The organism is Pseudoalteromonas sp. Cn5-37, assembly GCF_021532495.1.
Lineage (GTDB): Bacteria > Pseudomonadota > Gammaproteobacteria > Enterobacterales > Alteromonadaceae > Pseudoalteromonas > Pseudoalteromonas simplex.
Map to the genome: position 1 here is coordinate 51,146 of NZ_JAKGBA010000004.1, position 16,241 is coordinate 67,386.

The 16,241-nt window shown below is 38.2% G+C and carries 12 protein-coding genes; 9 read left to right on the plus strand and 3 right to left on the minus strand.

Going from position 1 to position 16,241, the window contains the following annotated elements; translation table 11 throughout:
• The first annotated feature begins 7 nt into the window (after window positions 1-7).
• Window positions 8-2,281 carry a response regulator gene (locus tag L1266_RS08065; protein WP_235377349.1) on the plus strand — a complete coding sequence of 758 codons (2,274 nt, stop codon included), beginning with the start codon at window positions 8-10 and terminating at the stop codon, window positions 2,279-2,281.
• Here the strand turns inward: L1266_RS08065 and L1266_RS08070 are convergent.
• A complete protein-coding gene (locus L1266_RS08070; protein ID WP_235377258.1) occupies window positions 2,253-6,704 on the minus strand; it encodes an EAL domain-containing protein in 4,452 nt (1,483 codons plus the stop codon). The two genes, L1266_RS08065 and L1266_RS08070, sit on opposite strands and share 29 nt — an antisense overlap.
• A 252-nt stretch (window positions 6,705-6,956) precedes the next feature.
• Here L1266_RS08070 and L1266_RS08075 point away from each other — a divergent pair, with 252 nt between their 5' ends.
• The 4 genes from L1266_RS08075 (at window position 6,957) to L1266_RS08090 (ending at window position 10,243) form a co-directional block, all read left to right on the plus strand.
• Complete coding sequence (locus L1266_RS08075) at window positions 6,957-7,511, plus strand: isochorismatase family protein (RefSeq protein ID WP_054554587.1); 555 nt, start codon at window positions 6,957-6,959, stop codon at window positions 7,509-7,511.
• A 76-nt stretch (window positions 7,512-7,587) separates the two neighbouring features.
• Window positions 7,588-9,054 (plus strand): methyl-accepting chemotaxis protein, encoded by a 1,467-nt coding sequence (locus L1266_RS08080; RefSeq protein ID WP_235373156.1) that lies wholly within the window; start codon window positions 7,588-7,590, stop codon window positions 9,052-9,054.
• Between the two features lie 13 nt (window positions 9,055-9,067).
• Entirely contained in the window at window positions 9,068-9,553 is a 486-nt protein-coding gene (locus L1266_RS08085; RefSeq protein WP_235377259.1) for a DUF6436 domain-containing protein, read from the plus strand.
• Between the two features lie 30 nt (window positions 9,554-9,583).
• Window positions 9,584-10,243 (plus strand): hypothetical protein, encoded by a 660-nt coding sequence (locus tag L1266_RS08090; RefSeq protein ID WP_235377260.1) that lies wholly within the window; start codon window positions 9,584-9,586, stop codon window positions 10,241-10,243.
• An 85-nt stretch (window positions 10,244-10,328) separates the two neighbouring features.
• Here L1266_RS08090 and L1266_RS08095 read toward each other — a convergent pair whose 3' ends face one another.
• Window positions 10,329-12,602, minus strand: coding sequence for a CHRD domain-containing protein (locus L1266_RS08095; protein WP_235377261.1), 2,274 nt, complete (start codon window positions 12,600-12,602; stop codon window positions 10,329-10,331).
• Window positions 12,603-12,901: 299 nt separating this feature from the next.
• Between L1266_RS08095 and L1266_RS08100 the strand changes: the two genes are divergently transcribed.
• Window positions 12,902-13,318: a hypothetical protein gene (locus tag L1266_RS08100; RefSeq protein WP_194441341.1), complete on the plus strand. Its 417-nt coding sequence runs from the start codon at window positions 12,902-12,904 to the stop codon at window positions 13,316-13,318.
• Window positions 13,319-13,375: 57 nt separating this feature from the next.
• On the opposite strand, the gene L1266_RS08105 is transcribed toward L1266_RS08100, so the two are convergent.
• Entirely contained in the window at window positions 13,376-14,074 is a 699-nt protein-coding gene (locus L1266_RS08105; protein ID WP_054554583.1) for a hypothetical protein, read from the minus strand.
• Between the two features lie 160 nt (window positions 14,075-14,234).
• Between L1266_RS08105 and L1266_RS08110 the strand changes: the two genes are divergently transcribed.
• The 3 genes from L1266_RS08110 (at window position 14,235) to L1266_RS08120 (ending at window position 15,919) form a co-directional block, all read left to right on the plus strand.
• Window positions 14,235-14,522, plus strand: a complete 288-nt coding sequence (locus L1266_RS08110) for a hypothetical protein (RefSeq protein WP_235377262.1) — start codon at window positions 14,235-14,237, stop codon at window positions 14,520-14,522.
• A gap of 111 nt (window positions 14,523-14,633) precedes the next feature.
• Complete coding sequence (locus L1266_RS08115; protein WP_166340758.1) at window positions 14,634-15,230, plus strand: hypothetical protein; 597 nt, start codon at window positions 14,634-14,636, stop codon at window positions 15,228-15,230.
• A 206-nt stretch (window positions 15,231-15,436) separates the two neighbouring features.
• Window positions 15,437-15,919 carry a hypothetical protein gene (locus L1266_RS08120; protein WP_235377263.1) on the plus strand — a complete coding sequence of 161 codons (483 nt, stop codon included), beginning with the start codon at window positions 15,437-15,439 and terminating at the stop codon, window positions 15,917-15,919.
• The last annotated feature ends 322 nt before the right edge of the window (window positions 15,920-16,241 follow it).

The following is a 16,241-nucleotide window of genomic DNA, read 5'->3' on the forward strand; positions in this document are numbered from 1 at the left end:
TAATTACGTGGTTAGCTTGTTAGTCATTTTAGTGGTAATACTCACTTCAATTGTTTTGACTAACAATCACTATGCTCGCATAGAGTATGAGGTTAACGCTCAACTTAATGAAAAAGCGAATGAAATAGCGCGAGTTATCGATTCGCATTTAGAGCACCATAAAAAAGGAGTGGTTCTAACCGCAAAAAGTATTGCTCATGGGCTACCCAAACAGGTTGCACTTGAGAATATGGCTAATCTGTATCCAGATTTTAGAACTCAAATCATCACTGATGCTTTTGCAGATGTTACTCATTTTTACCCCCAATCATTAGCTGTAAGTTTGCAGCAGTCAAACATTCGCGCAAATGTTTCAGATCGTGATTACTTTATTCATGCACCGTCCAATAAGCAGGGTTATATCTCGACTATTTTTAAAGGGCGTGGTTTTGGTTCTCTGCCCATTGTTGCGGTTTCAGCGCCTATTTATATTGAGGATACGTTTACTGGCGTGGTCGAAGGCTCGCTGATGTTTGATTACTTTGCTAGTTTACGTCCAAGTTTATTTAGTCATCAAGGTGATTTACTAATACTCGATGCGGCTAATAAAGTTGTGTTTAGCACCATCGATGATTTCAAAGAGATGCAACAACTAAGCAATGAAGAGATTGATTCATTTGCGAATGAAGAGCGTTTTATCATATTTGATGCACAAAATGAGCAGCAATATTATGCTAAGCAAGCGCGCTTAGCTGACCATAATTGGATGGTTATGACCATGCTAAACCGAAAACATGCGAATGATGTCGCTGTAAATGCATGGGGACAATCATTGGTTATGATCATTTTTATTATTTTACTGACAAGCGTTTTTATCACTCAACTAAGTCGTTGGCTTACAACACCGATACGCAAACTTGCTGAACAAGTTGATAAATTTGAGCCAGAAAATGCTGATACTGACACGTATTTACCGCAAACTTGGTTAGAAGTGAGCCGCTTGCAATCACAATTTTCGAGCCTTGCGAATAAGCTCGCACTGAGCTTCAATCGTCTACATCAAGCGAACCACGAAAATGAATTACTAAACGTAAGACTGAAAGACTTTAATGCACAACTAGAAAAACAGGTTGATGATAAAACCAATGAGTTGGTTGAAGCAGTAAAGGCTGCAAATAATGCTAACCGCACTAAATCTCAGTTTTTGGCTAATATGAGTCACGAAATTCGAACTCCGCTAAATGGTATTTTAGGGATGACTCAGCTGTTACTAGATAATAAAGATTTAGCAGAAGAAGAACACGAAGAATTAGTGATGATCCATCAAAGTGCGAATAACTTACTGCTGATTTTAAATGATATTTTAGATTTCTCCAAAATAGAGGCGGGTGCTTTAAAGTTAGAGTATCGTGCAGTTGAAATAACTAAGTTACTTGAACAAATTGCCAAGGTGTTCAGTAGTACAAGCGTAAAAAAAGGGGTGACATTTAAGCTTAACATTAGTGACTCTGTACCAAGTTGTATCAGTTTAGATCCTTTAAGGTTTAGCCAAGTTATAAATAATATCTTGAGTAATGCCGGCAAGTTCACAGAGTCGGGCGACATTACCATGAGCTGTACTATGGTTAATGACCGAATGCAGATCAGCATTCGTGATACAGGCATCGGGATTTCAAGTGAGCAGCAGGCAAAACTGTTTACCGAGTTTACTCAAGCCGACATTTCTACCACACGTAAATATGGCGGAACGGGACTTGGGCTAACCATTAGTAAGCGAATTATTGAGTTAATGGCAGGGGAGCTTAAGCTAACAAGTCAAGAAGGCGTTGGTAGTGAGTTCACCATCACGATGCCTGTAATTATTAGTAATTCAGCCTCAGTGGATAACCAAAGCACTGCGACGCCCCAATTAGCAGGTTTGAATATCTTACTAGTTGAAGATAACCCTGTTAATCAAATTGTATTGAAAAAGATGCTGCATTCCACTCAGTGTAATCTCAAACAAGCAAATGACGGCCTTGAAGCACTTGAGATACTGCAGAGTTATCAAGCTGATATTATCCTTATGGACTGCCAAATGCCAAATATGGATGGCTATCAATGTACAAAAGAAATAAAACAGAACCCGCACTTGTATGGTCAGGCTATAATCATTGCCATTACTGCGAATGCATTTGAAGAGGATCAGCAGCGTTGCCTTGTTGCTGGCATGGATGACTTTATCTCAAAGCCAATTAATAAAGACCAATTATATGCGTGTTTAAACAAATGGCTTAAAGCTCTTTTAAACGAGCAACAATAGATTGCAAGTTTTGATCTGCAAGTAGGTCTTCAGAAAGCATAGGTTTTGCAAAGTAGTAACCTTGAAAGTCATCACAGCCCATGTGTTGTAAAAATTTAATTTGCTCAGTAGTTTCAACGCCTTCGGCAATACAATAAAGGCCTAAATTAGCGGATAACGCATGGATTGTTTTGATAATTGATTCGTTACTTCGATCATGCCCAATATTGCGCACAAAACTCTGGTCTATTTTAATGACGTCAATTGGAAACTGACTGAGGTAAGTCAGTGAAGAATATCCGGTACCAAAGTCATCAAGTAATAGTTTAAAACCCGCATTTTTTAACTTTCGTAGTTGCTTTGAGGCTTTATCTTTGTCTTCTAGTAAGGTGTTTTCAGTAATCTCTAAGCGCAATTGCGCAGGCTTAATGCGAAAATTATTCAGGATCAACAAGAGTCTTTCGGTTAAGTTCGCCTTTAATATGTGCGTTGGCGATACATTTAAAGAAAGGTAAAAACGAGGGTTTGATCTTAAAATTGGCTGCAATTCTGTTAAAGCTCGATTTAAAGCCTGTTCTGTAAGTACATCGATTAAACCAATTTCTTCTGCAATAGGGATAAACTCAGCAGGTGAAATAAAACCTTGTTCTGTCTTCCAGCGCATTAATAATTCAACACCATTAATTTGCTTCGTTTTAGCATTAACAATTGGCTGATAATTATTAAAAAGCTCATCATCTTTAAAGGCATCTTTTAACGCATTTTCGAGTAATAACTTTTTAGTGAGCTGGTTATTCATCTGCTCGGTAAAGTATTTGAAATTATTCCGCCCAGATTGTTTGGCATGCATCATGGCAATATCAGAATTGCGTATTAACTCATCAGCTGTTTTAGCATCAAAAGGATAGAGTGCAACCCCAATACTGGCTGAAATATTGATAGAAAAATCGTCAATAATGACTTTATTTGCTAATTCTTGTGTAAGTTGCTTAACTAATTCGCTCAACGTTTGAGGCGAATGAAGATCTTTGACTAACACTAAAAACTCATCGCCACTTTGTCTACCAACCGTTGCATTATTAGGTAAAAGTAAACTTACACGTTGCGTAATATTGCACAGCAATTGGTCACCAACAGCATGGCCAAAAGAGTCATTCACTGGCTTAAATTTATCTAAATCAATAAATAACAAGGCTGCTAACTTGTTATGCTTTTTAGAATGATTTATACAATTATTGATTTTTGAATGCATTAATGAACGATTTGGTAAGCCCGTTAATGGATCGTAATTCGCTAAATAACGTAACTCATCTTCAGCACGCTTTTGTTCTGTAAGATCTGAAATAACAATCACATAATGACTAATCGCTTGATTATCTTTCGCAACTGCAGTAACACTGATATGAACAGGGTGGGATGGATTTTTTTGAGTGTGTATATAAGCTTCTGTTTTCCAGTTTTGTTTTGGTTTTAATGTTTTTAACACATTGATGTATCTTAAGAACTGAGCCCTACCTATTGTGCGAACAAAGTCCTTAATTGTTAGATCAGTTATATTGCCTGTAATAGCAAATGTATCACTGAAGCTTGTATTTGCTGAAAATGGTTTTAACTGGCTGTCTAAAATTAAAAGCCAGTCATTTATCTGGCTGAAAGCTTCACCGAGCACACTTGCTTGTAGTGCATTTGCTCTTTGTTCGGTAATGTTGGTATAGATACCTGTTACTTTTATTGGCTTATTTGCTTCATCAACTTCGACGACACGGCCAATGTCCTGATACCATAACCACTTACCATTTTGATGATTTAAACGGTAGGTGATATTCCATTGTTCTTGATTTGATTGTTTTGCAAAGGCATTCCAATGGTTTAAGTAGGCACTACGGTCTGCTGGATGAATAAAATCAAGGAACTCAATGAGGGCTAAACTCTCGTTACTCTTGTGGTAACCCAGCTCTGTCACAAAGCGATTATTTAAAAGCGTTTGCTGGCTTAAATTGGCTTCCCATACCCCACTTTTGTTACTGCTCAGTGCTAATTCAGTTTGTTGTTGCGATTTAACAACATCAGCATGCGCTTTATTCAGTACTTGTTGACGTGCTCTGTATTGCCAAAAAAAGAAAAAGAGTATGGCAAAAATGAGCAGCACATAACCTGTTATCGCAACTGGTGAAGACCAAGGTGCATAGGCAATATTAAACTGTAGTTGTCTTGTTGCTGAACTGACTTTGGAGCTTTCGGAGTTAGAAGCAACAGACAAGATATATTGTCCGGGAGGTAGCTTGGTAAAAAATACTTTGTTAGTGGTTAATTTGTCGTAATTTAATGACGTTGGTCCCTCTAAAGTAACTTTATAAGTTGTTTTATCCTTATTGATAGTATCAAAGTTAGAAAAGCTAACCTCAAGACCGATGTCTTCAGCAGTCATTTGAAGAGGGTTATTGATATATTTGTATGGATGATAGTTCAGCTCGCGAGAGAGCAAAGAAACATGAGTAATTTCAGTATTTATCGCATCTAATTCTGTTGGTGAAGTTAAAAAGTCTTCAGGTGCGATTAACAATAAGCCCCTTGTCGAACCAAAGCCAATTTGGCCATTGTCTAGCGTTGCATCGGCATCAACATTAAACTCATTAGCTGAAAGGCCATCACGGATAAAATACGAATTGATACTTCTTGAACTTAAATCAATTCTATACAGGCCATTTTGCGAACTAGCCCATAAAAAACCAAAGCGGTCGATTTGTAAGCCATACACTGATTTTGCATTGAGACCAGATTGAGTGCCTAAGCGATGTTTAATAGCGTAGGAGTGAGAGTCAACAGCAATTAACCCTTCGTTAGATGAAGCCAGCCAAAGTGTATCATTGTGGTCAATAACCCAATCATCAATCACAGAAAATGTGAGTGGATTGAAGTTTTCGACTTGATAAACAAGTGTCAATTTTTCAGTTTGCTCATTATAACGATACAAATGGCCAGACATACTTAACAAATAGTCGTTAGGGTGACTCGAGAGCGGCTTTAAAAAAGAGTGCGCATTGATAATATCGACTTGTTCTTTTAGTCCCTTAATAGTTCGTAATTCACCTGTTTTACCATTGTAGCGATAAAAGTTTTCTTGAGTAATAAATGCAAATTGATCTGAACCTAAAGTATGAAAGCCCCAACTTGGCTCATTTTCTAATATATTAATCACTTCTTTACTGCCTTTTAAAGGCACTAAATCACCGCTGATCTTATCAAAGAGCGCTAAGCCTCTGTACTTCATAAGCCACAGAAAGCGTTCAGATGGTTCTATTTCTGCCTGTGCAATGCCATATACAGCATGTTCTCCATGAAAGGCTTTTATATCGTCATTAACTAGGTAAGGGCTGATGGAGTTTGTTAATTGGTTATACTTCAGCATGCCATTTTCGGTGCCGAACCAAATAATGTTTTCGCTGTCTTGCAATACCGCCCAAACACTATTGTTGACATTACCAGAAGTAGACGTTGATTCGATATGCTTAAAACGCCTTGCTAAGGTGGACCATGTAAAAACTCCCTGCGAACGAGATGCAAGCCATAGCAATCCTGTTTTATCAATCATCACGTCGACAATTGTATTGTCGGTCATTAAAAATTTACTTTGCTCATAGCTCAAAATAAATTCGGCGGATAGAGTTTCCCTATTAAATTCGAATAAGCCTTTTTCAGTGACAATATACTCACCAAATTTACTAGATGCGAAATCCCAAATATTTAATTCAGGAACCAATAGTGTGGTTTTATCTACTGCGAGAAGTTTATCTGCATTAAATGGAATGTTGTACATTCCTTCGACTGTACCAACTAACAGACCTAATTGAGGATCCAGATGCAAAAATTTTGCGTTTTTATTATCGTTATTTAATTTATTTTCATCAGCAAGCTCAATACGAGAAACATGATCATCCACTAAGTTTTTTGAAAAAAGTCCTGCGGTTGTTCCAATGTATAAAAAATTATCATGCAGAGCTAAAGCACGAATAAAGTCATCTTGCTTATCGATTGAAAACTCATGCAAAAACTTTTTGGTTTGCTTATGGTAAGAATAAAGGTGCTGATTGATTGCGAAAAAGAAATGACTGTCATCTTCTTCGAGTGCAAGAATAGGGGAAAAATAAACATCTTCAGGGGTTAGTTTTCCTGAATAGACTTTTTCGACACTGAGTGTTTTTGGGTTTATGAAGTAAGCACCTGAAAACTCAGTACTCACAAAAATCTTGCCATCACTGGTTTTAGTCATAAAAGTGATCTGTCGTTGATCAAGCATATATTCGCCAGCAAAAGCGGCTACTTGATAGCCGTCATATCTGTTCAAGCCTTGATAGGTACCTACCCAAATAAAGCCTAAATCATCTTGCACGATTTTAGTAACACTACCTTGGGTTAACCCTTCATCTGTAGAGATCCGCTGCATTTGCAAAGCATAGTTTTGTGCATTCACTGAAAAGGTGAGCGTGAAGAACAGCAAATTGAATATCAAAAGAAAAAGTTTAGGCACCGACTGATTAACCCTAAATTATTATTTGCATATAATTTTTAACAAAATATAGCACAATTATGAATGTTATTGAGTCAGCTGAAAAGATAAATTAGTAAATGTTTAATTAAGGTACAACATAGTGTTAGCTGTGCTATAAATAGCCCATAGGCAACCTAAGGGAAAGTTATGCGTCATTCATTTATAAGTCAAAAGAATCATGCCTTGTTATTAATTATTGACCTTCAAGCAGGGCTTGAGCCTGTCATAAGCGACTTTGGCCAAGCTGTTAATTACACCGAAAAGTTGATAAATGCAGCTAAAGCTTTAGACATTCCGTATTTATTTACTGAACAAAACCCAACCAAGTTAGGTAAAAGTAGTGAACAGCTTTTACCCTTCATAAATGGTAATAATTGCTATCACAAAATACATTTTAGCGCATGCCAAGAAGCGCAATTTAACCAACAATTAGCTGGCTTCAATCGTAAGCAAATAGTGGTGACGGGTACAGAGTCGCATGTGTGTGTACTGCAAACCTGTTTAGACTTAATTGCTAATGGCTATCAGGTGTTTGTGGTTGAAGATGCCATTGCATCACGCAACGAAAAACACAAAGAGTTAGCAATTAAGCAGCTATTGGCAGCAGGTGCTATTATTACCTGTACAGAAAGTGTGATATTTCAATGGCTAGAAAAAGCAGGGACCGATCAATTTAGAGCATTATTGCAATTAATAAAGTGAACCACGATGCGGTTCGAACCGTATTGGCTCGATTAATTGTATTTTTGTAAAGTATTTAATCATTAAGGCTTTATCTATGACGAGTGTGCGCCGCCTTTTTACTTATTTGTTCCTTTTATTGTTTGTTGAGTCTTTGGTTTTAGGCTTTATCTATTCGACCTTGATAACGGGTGTAGTAACTGGTTTATTATTGCTGTCTTTACCACTTTGGATGCTCCATCAATACCCAACGAGCAAATTAACAGCCCACGTTGTTGCTGCCGGTTGCATGATGTTTTCGTTTTTACACATCCAACAAAGCTACGGCCTCATTGAAGTACATTTTGAAATTTTCATTTTAATGGCCGTATTGATCATGTTTGTTGAATGGCGCGTGTTTATAACTGCACTTGCTTTTGTGGCCGTTCACCATTTGAGCTTTTATTTTTTACAGATCAACGAAGTTGGCTTATATGTTTTTGACCCAGACCGATTGTACTTTAGCACCGTACTTATCCATGCTGTGTATGCCATTGTTGAAGCAATTGTAGCGGGTTACATTGCTAAAACCCTTCACCGCGAACGCAGTTCTGGCTTATCGTTAAGTACAACGACTGAGCAGATAATGGCTGACGAAAACAGCATTAATATTAGTTTAAGAGCAGACGACTCCCACAGTGAAGCCGTGGCGGGCTTTAACCGCTTACTGGGTTTTGTGTCAAGTGTGATCGGTGATGTTCAAAGTCAAAGTAGTGTTTTAAAAAATCAATCTAAACAATTACTTGAAGTACACGACGAGTTACATGAGCAAGCACTTCATCGTGAGCAGTTATCGACGGATATCGCGCAGTCAGGTGAACGTGTCGCCGAAGGCTTTGCCCATGTTGAACAAGAAAGTAATGAACTACAAACACAGTTTGAGCAGCTCCATTTAAGTGCCACTGAGGCACTCAATGAAGTGGCGAATACCGACAGCAAAACGGCGGAGCTTGCTAATAACCTTCAAGAGGCTGACCAAAATATTAGCCAGCTGGTGAGTGCATGTTCGCATATCTCAGAATTACTCAATGAGATTTCGTCAATTGCTGAGCAAACAAACTTACTTGCACTAAACGCTGCAATTGAAGCCGCCCGTGCTGGAGAACAAGGTCGCGGCTTTGCAGTGGTGGCTGATGAAGTGAGAAACTTGGCAACACGTAGTAAAAACACCACAGATAAAATAACCAATACGCTTGAAAGCTTGATGCAAAACAGCGCATCATCAACTAAGTCGATGCAGGGTAGTGTTGCGCTTATAGAGCAGTTATCGGCCATTAGTTCGCAGATGAAACTGCAAATTACCGAGATGACAGAGCAGGTGAATGTTGCTGCAAGTAGCTCACAATCGGTTGCACATGTAGTGCAAAATCAAGCGGGTAATACGCGTGCTATTGCCGAGAATTCACAAGCCTTAATTGCTAACCAAGCCAACGATAATCTGATGATTGAAAAACTCACCGATCGCGTACAGTTAATTGATGTAAGTATCGATGTACTGGAGCAAGGTATTGCTAAATTCAAATAGCAAATGGCTGATAATGGCAACTCTACTTTGGGTTGCCTCTGTGGCATTAGCATTGGTGTTTGCTTATTCTCAACAAGCAAGCACCTTTGATCCAGATAAAAAGCTGGCCACAGCTAACTGGCTGACTACATTTCAACAAAGTATGGGACTTGGCATCACCCATACAGATACCTTGTACATTATTGATGAAAATACCTGTGTATGCTCAGAGCGCTCACAACCGCACATAGCAAGCCTTAGCAGCTATGCAGCAGAGCAAGGTATTAAAGTAATAAAACTTAAACCAACATCTGCGGTTGCTGCAATATTACCCGCTCAACCTGCCGCAGTACTTGTTTCTGAAAATCAACAGCTTGTGTATGCAGGGCCATTATCAAAAGGGCTCGCGTGTTCAAGTCAGAATGGCTTTGTTGAGTTAGTAATTGCAAACTTACGAGCGGGTTTTAATAGCCTGTTTATTAACTCAGATGCTGAGGGATGTTATTGTGAGATTAATTGAACTATTAATAAAGCAGCGTTAAAAATAAACATGAAATTAAAAGAATTTGAGCTGTGGGCCTTTAAACAAGAGCTAGCCGAATGTAGAAAATTTACCTTATTTTCTCGAAGTGTATACGCCCATTATGAACGGTATTTTTGTCAGATAGAGACCAACGGAATTTATCGAGTAATTATTAAGTTAAGTGAATCGGACAAACGTAATGGAACCACAGAGTTAAGTAGTTCTGTGCTTAAATTTTATCAAGCCTTTGATTTTATAGAGTTTAATCGATTAGGTGAGAATGAAAAGAAACTATGCCTATTAGATACGTTGCAGCAAGCATTAGTTAAATTAACAGTAATGTATGAATGGCCAATAGAGCCGTTTAATCAAGCATATGCAGCGGTTTTGAGAGATAGTTTTGTTAACCATTATACCTTTCGAAAAAAGCATAACCGTAACAGAAAACTTATTGCAGAATTAGAGTGCCATCACGAATCTACGAGCTTTGATTGTTTTGTAAAAATCAAAAATAAAATCGGGGAAGTGCTGTTTTCAAAACGTTTATTTAGTGCTGAGCCAGATGAGTTTCTGTTTAATGGCTTACTAGGCGATATTAGATGGATTGATAATGAAACACTCGCAGTTTTAAATAAAGATAAAAGTGAATCAGAGCGGATTAGAGTGTCAGATATCATTAACCAATAAAGTTAAGGGTATAACTTTTTATGGCGTAATGTTCTTTTGCTTGGTCATAAAAGAGGCCAAGTATGTTGGCCTCTGTATTTAATATTTATTGAATTTGGCCTCGTATCTCACCGCTTGGGTTTGCAGGGGTATGAATGTTTACATAATGACCGCCTGAAACTAAAACTGAAAAGATATCGGCGTCTATCATTAAGCCTGTGCTACTCATCCAGCGATTCATATCATCACTGTCTTGTACAAGTGGAGCTAACACTGGGCCATTTTCACCTGCTACACCGGTATGAATATGGGCAGCAGTTGCATCGCTTACACCTGATGTAAGCACTTGCAACTCAACACTGTAATCATTGGTATTCACTAGCGCATAACCATCGCCAGACGCATCCGTTGTGACCGCAGGTACTTCTTGTTCACCACTTAGCGGAAAGGTGACAAACACATAGTTGTCGGTAAGGATTTGACCGCGAAGTTCGCCACTTGGGTTAGCAGGAGTATGCACATTAACGTAATGACCACCTGATGCAAGTACTGCAAAAATATCTGCATTAATCATGGTGTTTTCAGGTGTTTGCCACAGGTTCATGTTATCGCTTGATTGCTCTAACGCGGCAAGTACGTCGCCATTGGTGCCTATACGACCTGTATGAATGTGAGCAGCAGTAGCATCACTCACAGCTTCGGTTAACGCTCTTAATTCTAGATGGTAATTATCCATGTTAACTAATGCATAACCACTACCTGATGCCATCGTATCAACCGCAGGAACTTCTTGCATACCGCTAAGTGGGAAAGTAACGAGCTGATAGTTGTCTGTTAGGATCTGACCTCTAATTTCGCCACCCGTGTTAGCAGGCGTATGCACGTTAACGTAATGACCTCCTGATGCAAGTACCTCAAATATCTCTGCGTTGATCATGGTATTTGCTGGTGTCATCCACATGCCTGCGTCAGTTGTTGATTGCTCAAGCGCTACTAGAACGTCGCCATTGGTGCCAATTCGGCCAGTATGAATGTGTGCACCTGTCGCATCATCAACACCCATTGTGTTTACTAATAACTCTAAGCCATAGTTATCCATGTTAATTAATGCATAACCTTCACCACTTGCATCAGATTCGACAGCAGGAACTTCTTGCTCACCGCTTAGTTTAAAGCTCGTAAAACCATAGTTACTGGTTAGGATTTGCCCACGAAGCTCGCCGCCAGCATTAGCAGGTGTATGAACATTGACATAGTGACCGCCAGAAGCCAGCACTGCAAAAATATCCGCGTTGATTTGTGTGTTGCTTGGTGTCATCCAGACATTACTGTCGTCCATTGATTGTTCAAGTGCCACTAATACATCGCCATTAGTACCGATACGACCTGTATGAATATGCGCAGCACTTGCATCGTCTAAGCCAGATGTTACAACAGTAAGCTCTACGCTGTAGTCTGTTGTATCAACAAGGGCATAACCATCACCATCAGCCATGGTGCTGACCATAGGCACTTCTTGATTACCACTTAAGTCAAAGGTCGCAACTGCATAGTTGTCTGTTAAGATTTGGCCGCGAATTTCGCCACCGGCAAATTCAGGCGTATGAACATTAACATAGTGACCGCCGTCTAAAAGTACTGCCAGAGTGTCGCTGTCTATCATGGTGCCTTCTGGTACAACCCAGTCAGTCATGACTTCGTCGTCTTGCTCTAAAGTTACGAATACGTCACCATTTGAGCCTAATTTACCCGTGTGGATATGAGCTGCTGTAGCGTCATCAACACCCATAGTCACCGCGCGAAGCCGTAATTCTGTCGTGGCGCTATCATAAGATGCATAGCCATAACCCATTGCGTCACTGTCGTTCATAGGCACTTGCTGATCGCCATTTAAAACAAACGTGATGATACTCGTTGTATCTGGCACAATTTGCGCACGAAGCTCGCCGTTTGCGTACTGTTCTGTATGAAGGTTTATATACCAATCGCCATCCATTAAATCAGCAATTAGACTTTCATCAAGGTCGGTAATTGCGACTTCATACATACCATCGGTAGTGGCTTCAAATGCAAAAGCAACATCACCATTAGCGCCCAAATCGCCGTCATGGATGTGTGCTGCGCTAAAACCTTCGACTGAGCTTGCATCAAGTGTTGCACGAAATTGCATTAAACTTTCGTCAAGCTCTACCGTTGCAGTCGCTGTTTGCATTGAGTCATTCATTGGCACTTCTTGTTTGCCACTTAAAGTTACAGAATAGGTTTTACTTGGAGTGAATTCTTGAACTGGGGGTGGGGTAACAACTTCGGTATTATCGTCATCATCATCGCTACACGCGGTGAGAAAAAGTAAGCTGCTAGCCAGTAGTATGTATTTCATCGTTGTTCCTTATATCTTTGTATGTTCGGACGTTACGACGTGTCCACTTCAATAAGGCGTACGGACGGTGTTTAAAAAAAGATCAAAAAAGGTTGTTTAAAAGTTAAAAAGTAGTTCTTTAGTGCTGGTTTATTTGAAATGAGGATTCAAAAGTTAAAGTTTAATAACGCTAACTTTAGAGGATTTTACATATTTAGCCGTATAATGGCTTTTGGGTTTCAAATGGGTACGGATCGTGCATCTAGTTTGATTTTAAAAAGTTTATAGCTAAACGCCAAAAAATTAACGATAGGAAAACTATGCAGCTAACTTCGTACACATCTTCATTCCTAAAAGAGCCATTATTAGATCAGCAAAATAAAAATGAGCTAAACCCTGCAAGTGAAAGAGCAACAACCCTTCAAGGCTCTAAACAACAAGAAGCGGGCGTTGATTCTGAACCGGAAGTTGAGGCTCAACCAAAGACATCACAAACACAACAAGAGCTAGTAGTAAAAATAAAGGAGTTACAAAATAAGATTAATAGTTTAAAAAGCAATAAAGACCTAGCTCCAGAACAACGAGAAAGTGAGTTACTAGAGCTTAATAAACAACTTGATGAAGAAATAAATGCAGTCCAGCTTGCCGTAAAAAGTAATGTTTCTACGATGATAAACTCATTGTTTGCTCCTACTTCTAGTAATCACTCTGGTATGCTGTTTAACAATAAAGCGTAAGTTTAAGGCAAAGCGCTTGTTCGCAGTTACTTTGCCAATTGCATATTTATAAGTCCGCTAAATTACATACTTTATAAGTGAGTAGATGAGAGTACATATAAAGGTAAATAGGAAGAACCATTTTATGTGAACTGTTATTGGTGACCCGCGTTTGGCTGTTCTGATCATAGTTACTGGGTAATCATACTCAACAAGTGTCTTGAAAAGCTCAGGATGTTCTAAGCTCCAGTCATTTAAAGGAATTGAATCACCATAGCGAGTTTTAAAAATAACAGAAAATAGATAGGCACGCCTAGGTTGTGGATCGTTAATATCGTAGCCGCTTTTGGTGCGTGTAAAATTCCATACGGCCTCAACATTAAGTAAATCTTCTCTTTTAAGTGTTCGTGCTTTTCTGTCATCGAATAAAAGTGCAGGCAGGTAAACCTCTTCTTTGTTTATTTTAATTTCGCACAAGGGAGATTCATGGATGAAATAACGCTTATTGGCAATAAACATCTGAATTAAAAAATAACTGAGATAAGTAATGACCACAGCGGCAATTGCACCTGCACCGGATTGTGTTTTCCAAACAAGGTGACATGCAATAATGAAAATAACGGCAGTAATTAATTTTGCCTTGAATTTCTGTGCTTTCGGTAAAGGCACTGCGCATCTTATGATAGGTATTTCAGGTTGCACTTTCGTTTTTATGAAAGTCTGAAAAAAGATTGAGTTAAAGTTATCACGGGTTAATTCAAAAGTAGGCGCTTCCATGTGTCCTCGGTTACAGATTTAGTATTAGACGTAAAATAGCAAACGCAGTGCTTTACTATCAACTAAAAACACCAGATTGTGTTTAAGTTTGGTTGGAGCATAACTTGCTTTTTATTGGTATAGTAAGTTACTGATAAATATGTAAATGTGAACTGGTGAAATGATAGATTATTTTCTTATTATTTTGATGGTACTTTCGGCTGTTTTATTTTTGTTTGTAATGGTTTTGTTTATCTTAGCTCCAAAATACGCAAAAAAAGAGCTTTTCATAAACTACTACGGCGGAACAGGTGCAATTTATCATGGTTTTAAGCTGTTCAAAGTTGAATCCTATCGGGAAGACAAAGTGTGGGCTTGTAAAGCCATTAAATACTCATCTATAGCAATTGCAGTAATGTTTTTCATTATGTTTTTTTTAATAAAATTGAATGGAATTCAACAGAGCTAGGAGTCGGTTCTTGTTTTTCTTTCGTGGATTATGGTTAAGCACTATGCCAAAAAACGTAACAGTTTTTTTCTGAGCTAATCGAAGAGACTCAAGTTAAATGGTGGAGATACTATGAAGTATTTAATTTTTATCCTTTTATTCCAAAGTGGCATTTGCATGGCGTTACAGCCTATATCTGAATATTGTGAAGACTCTTATCTGTTAGGCCGAATCGGAGGTGATATTTTTGCAGCAAACAAATGCCTAGTATATGGTTACACTGCTGAGGATATGACTTTCTTTAAGAATAGAAACACAAGTATTGAATTCGATGATATTAAACCTTCAGTAGAAAAGTTTATCAATATTGTCAATTCTGAAGTAGATTCATTTTTAGATAAACAAAAAGCTTTTGATGAATACACTGGAGTGATAGATAGTTTCTCAGTGCCTCTATTTTCGAGCTATGATGAATTCGAAGATGCTAAAGCTTCATTAGTATTTTCGATTAGCTATACAACAAGTTGCAGCATATCACTTTTGGATTACAGAGGTGGCGATAAATTTTTGGTTGGGTATAAACTTAATCGAATGACTGATGAAGGTAAGTATACCTATAACTATCTTATTATAGTTCTCTCAGTAGAAGCAAAAATAAATAAAGCGGATAGTGATGGTTTAATAGATGCTTTTTGTCATAATGATTTAAGCTTTAAAAATAAAGAATAATGGTAAGTAGCTTTTATCTATCCAAAGAGGTCGAACTACATTTTCCTTCTAAATCATAATAACCACTTCAGTTTAGTCTTTAATTTAGGTAAAAAAGAGAGACCTGAACCCATTTTGTGTTCGTTCGATATTGGCTCGGGGAAAAGAAACTAGCATGGTTCATACGGCAACTTCGGCCCATAGATTAGCCATAGGAGATTTAGTTAATGTATGAACTTTATTTTCAGTCTGATTTTTCAGGCACCAGGCTTGGGTTTTATTTTTCACTTATTTGTTCTGTTGTACTAATATTGTGCTGCCCGAAAATAAAATACTGGTACGAAAATAAACTACAGTTTGAAAAGAAAGTTAACTTCTGGTTTGGCTTCTTATTTGTATTTGGCTTTTTTGTAATGCAGTCACTGTCATTTTATGGTCTAGCATTAAAATCTAATGACATAGATTCTGGAGATTATTCTACAGTTGAAGGAACTATTGAAGATATTCAACTTGTTGAAAGAAATAGTAGAGAAGAGGCTTTTACTGTTGATGGAGTACGCTTTAAGTACAATGATTACGGAACAGAAAACTCCTTTTTTGCGAATAGAAAGCATGATTCAGATACAATCCAAGAGGGGCGAGTTGTTAAAATTGCTTACCTTAGAGAAGAAAATGAAAACCTGATTTTTGAGTTGAGCGTAAGAAAGTAAATGTTAGCAAGGATGTGATCTTTTTAACTCAAGCAAACAACTGCTGGAGGCGTTCTATCAGATCTACAAGGGGGGCAAATTTGAACATAGTTTTATCACTGCTGCTATTAGAAAGGTGTTGGGAAAATTCAAACCAATGCAACGTATGGGCGTGTAATAATCCAAGCAATTGCTGGGGGACTGTGGATGTGACCACAACAAACCAAGCTCAATATAGTGAAGATTTGTATTAGTATGAGTTTGAGGTTTTTTAAAGATGGAACCTTAATCAACGATAATAAAACCAATAGGGTCAGGTATTCCTTTTTCGCTAGTCCAATAT

Bases quoted from the DNA above. Each gene is read 5' to 3' on its own strand.
- L1266_RS08070 (WP_235377258.1), bottom strand. From the start codon at position 6,704: ATGCAGCGGATCTCTACAGATGAAGGGTTAACCCAAGGTAGTGTTACT.
- L1266_RS08105 (WP_054554583.1), bottom strand. From the start codon at position 14,074: ATGGAAGCGCCTACTTTTGAATTAACCCGTGATAACTTTAACTCAATC.
- L1266_RS08075 (WP_054554587.1), top strand. From the start codon at position 6,957: ATGCGTCATTCATTTATAAGTCAAAAGAATCATGCCTTGTTATTAATT.
- L1266_RS08090 (WP_235377260.1), top strand. From the start codon at position 9,584: ATGAAATTAAAAGAATTTGAGCTGTGGGCCTTTAAACAAGAGCTAGCC.
- L1266_RS08110 (WP_235377262.1), top strand. From the start codon at position 14,235: ATGATAGATTATTTTCTTATTATTTTGATGGTACTTTCGGCTGTTTTA.
- L1266_RS08085 (WP_235377259.1), top strand. From the start codon at position 9,068: ATGGCAACTCTACTTTGGGTTGCCTCTGTGGCATTAGCATTGGTGTTT.
- L1266_RS08100 (WP_194441341.1), top strand. From the start codon at position 12,902: ATGCAGCTAACTTCGTACACATCTTCATTCCTAAAAGAGCCATTATTA.
- L1266_RS08115 (WP_166340758.1), top strand. From the start codon at position 14,634: ATGAAGTATTTAATTTTTATCCTTTTATTCCAAAGTGGCATTTGCATG.
- L1266_RS08120 (WP_235377263.1), top strand. From the start codon at position 15,437: ATGTATGAACTTTATTTTCAGTCTGATTTTTCAGGCACCAGGCTTGGG.
- L1266_RS08095 (WP_235377261.1), bottom strand. From the start codon at position 12,602: ATGAAATACATACTACTGGCTAGCAGCTTACTTTTTCTCACCGCGTGT.
- L1266_RS08080 (WP_235373156.1), top strand. From the start codon at position 7,588: ATGACGAGTGTGCGCCGCCTTTTTACTTATTTGTTCCTTTTATTGTTT.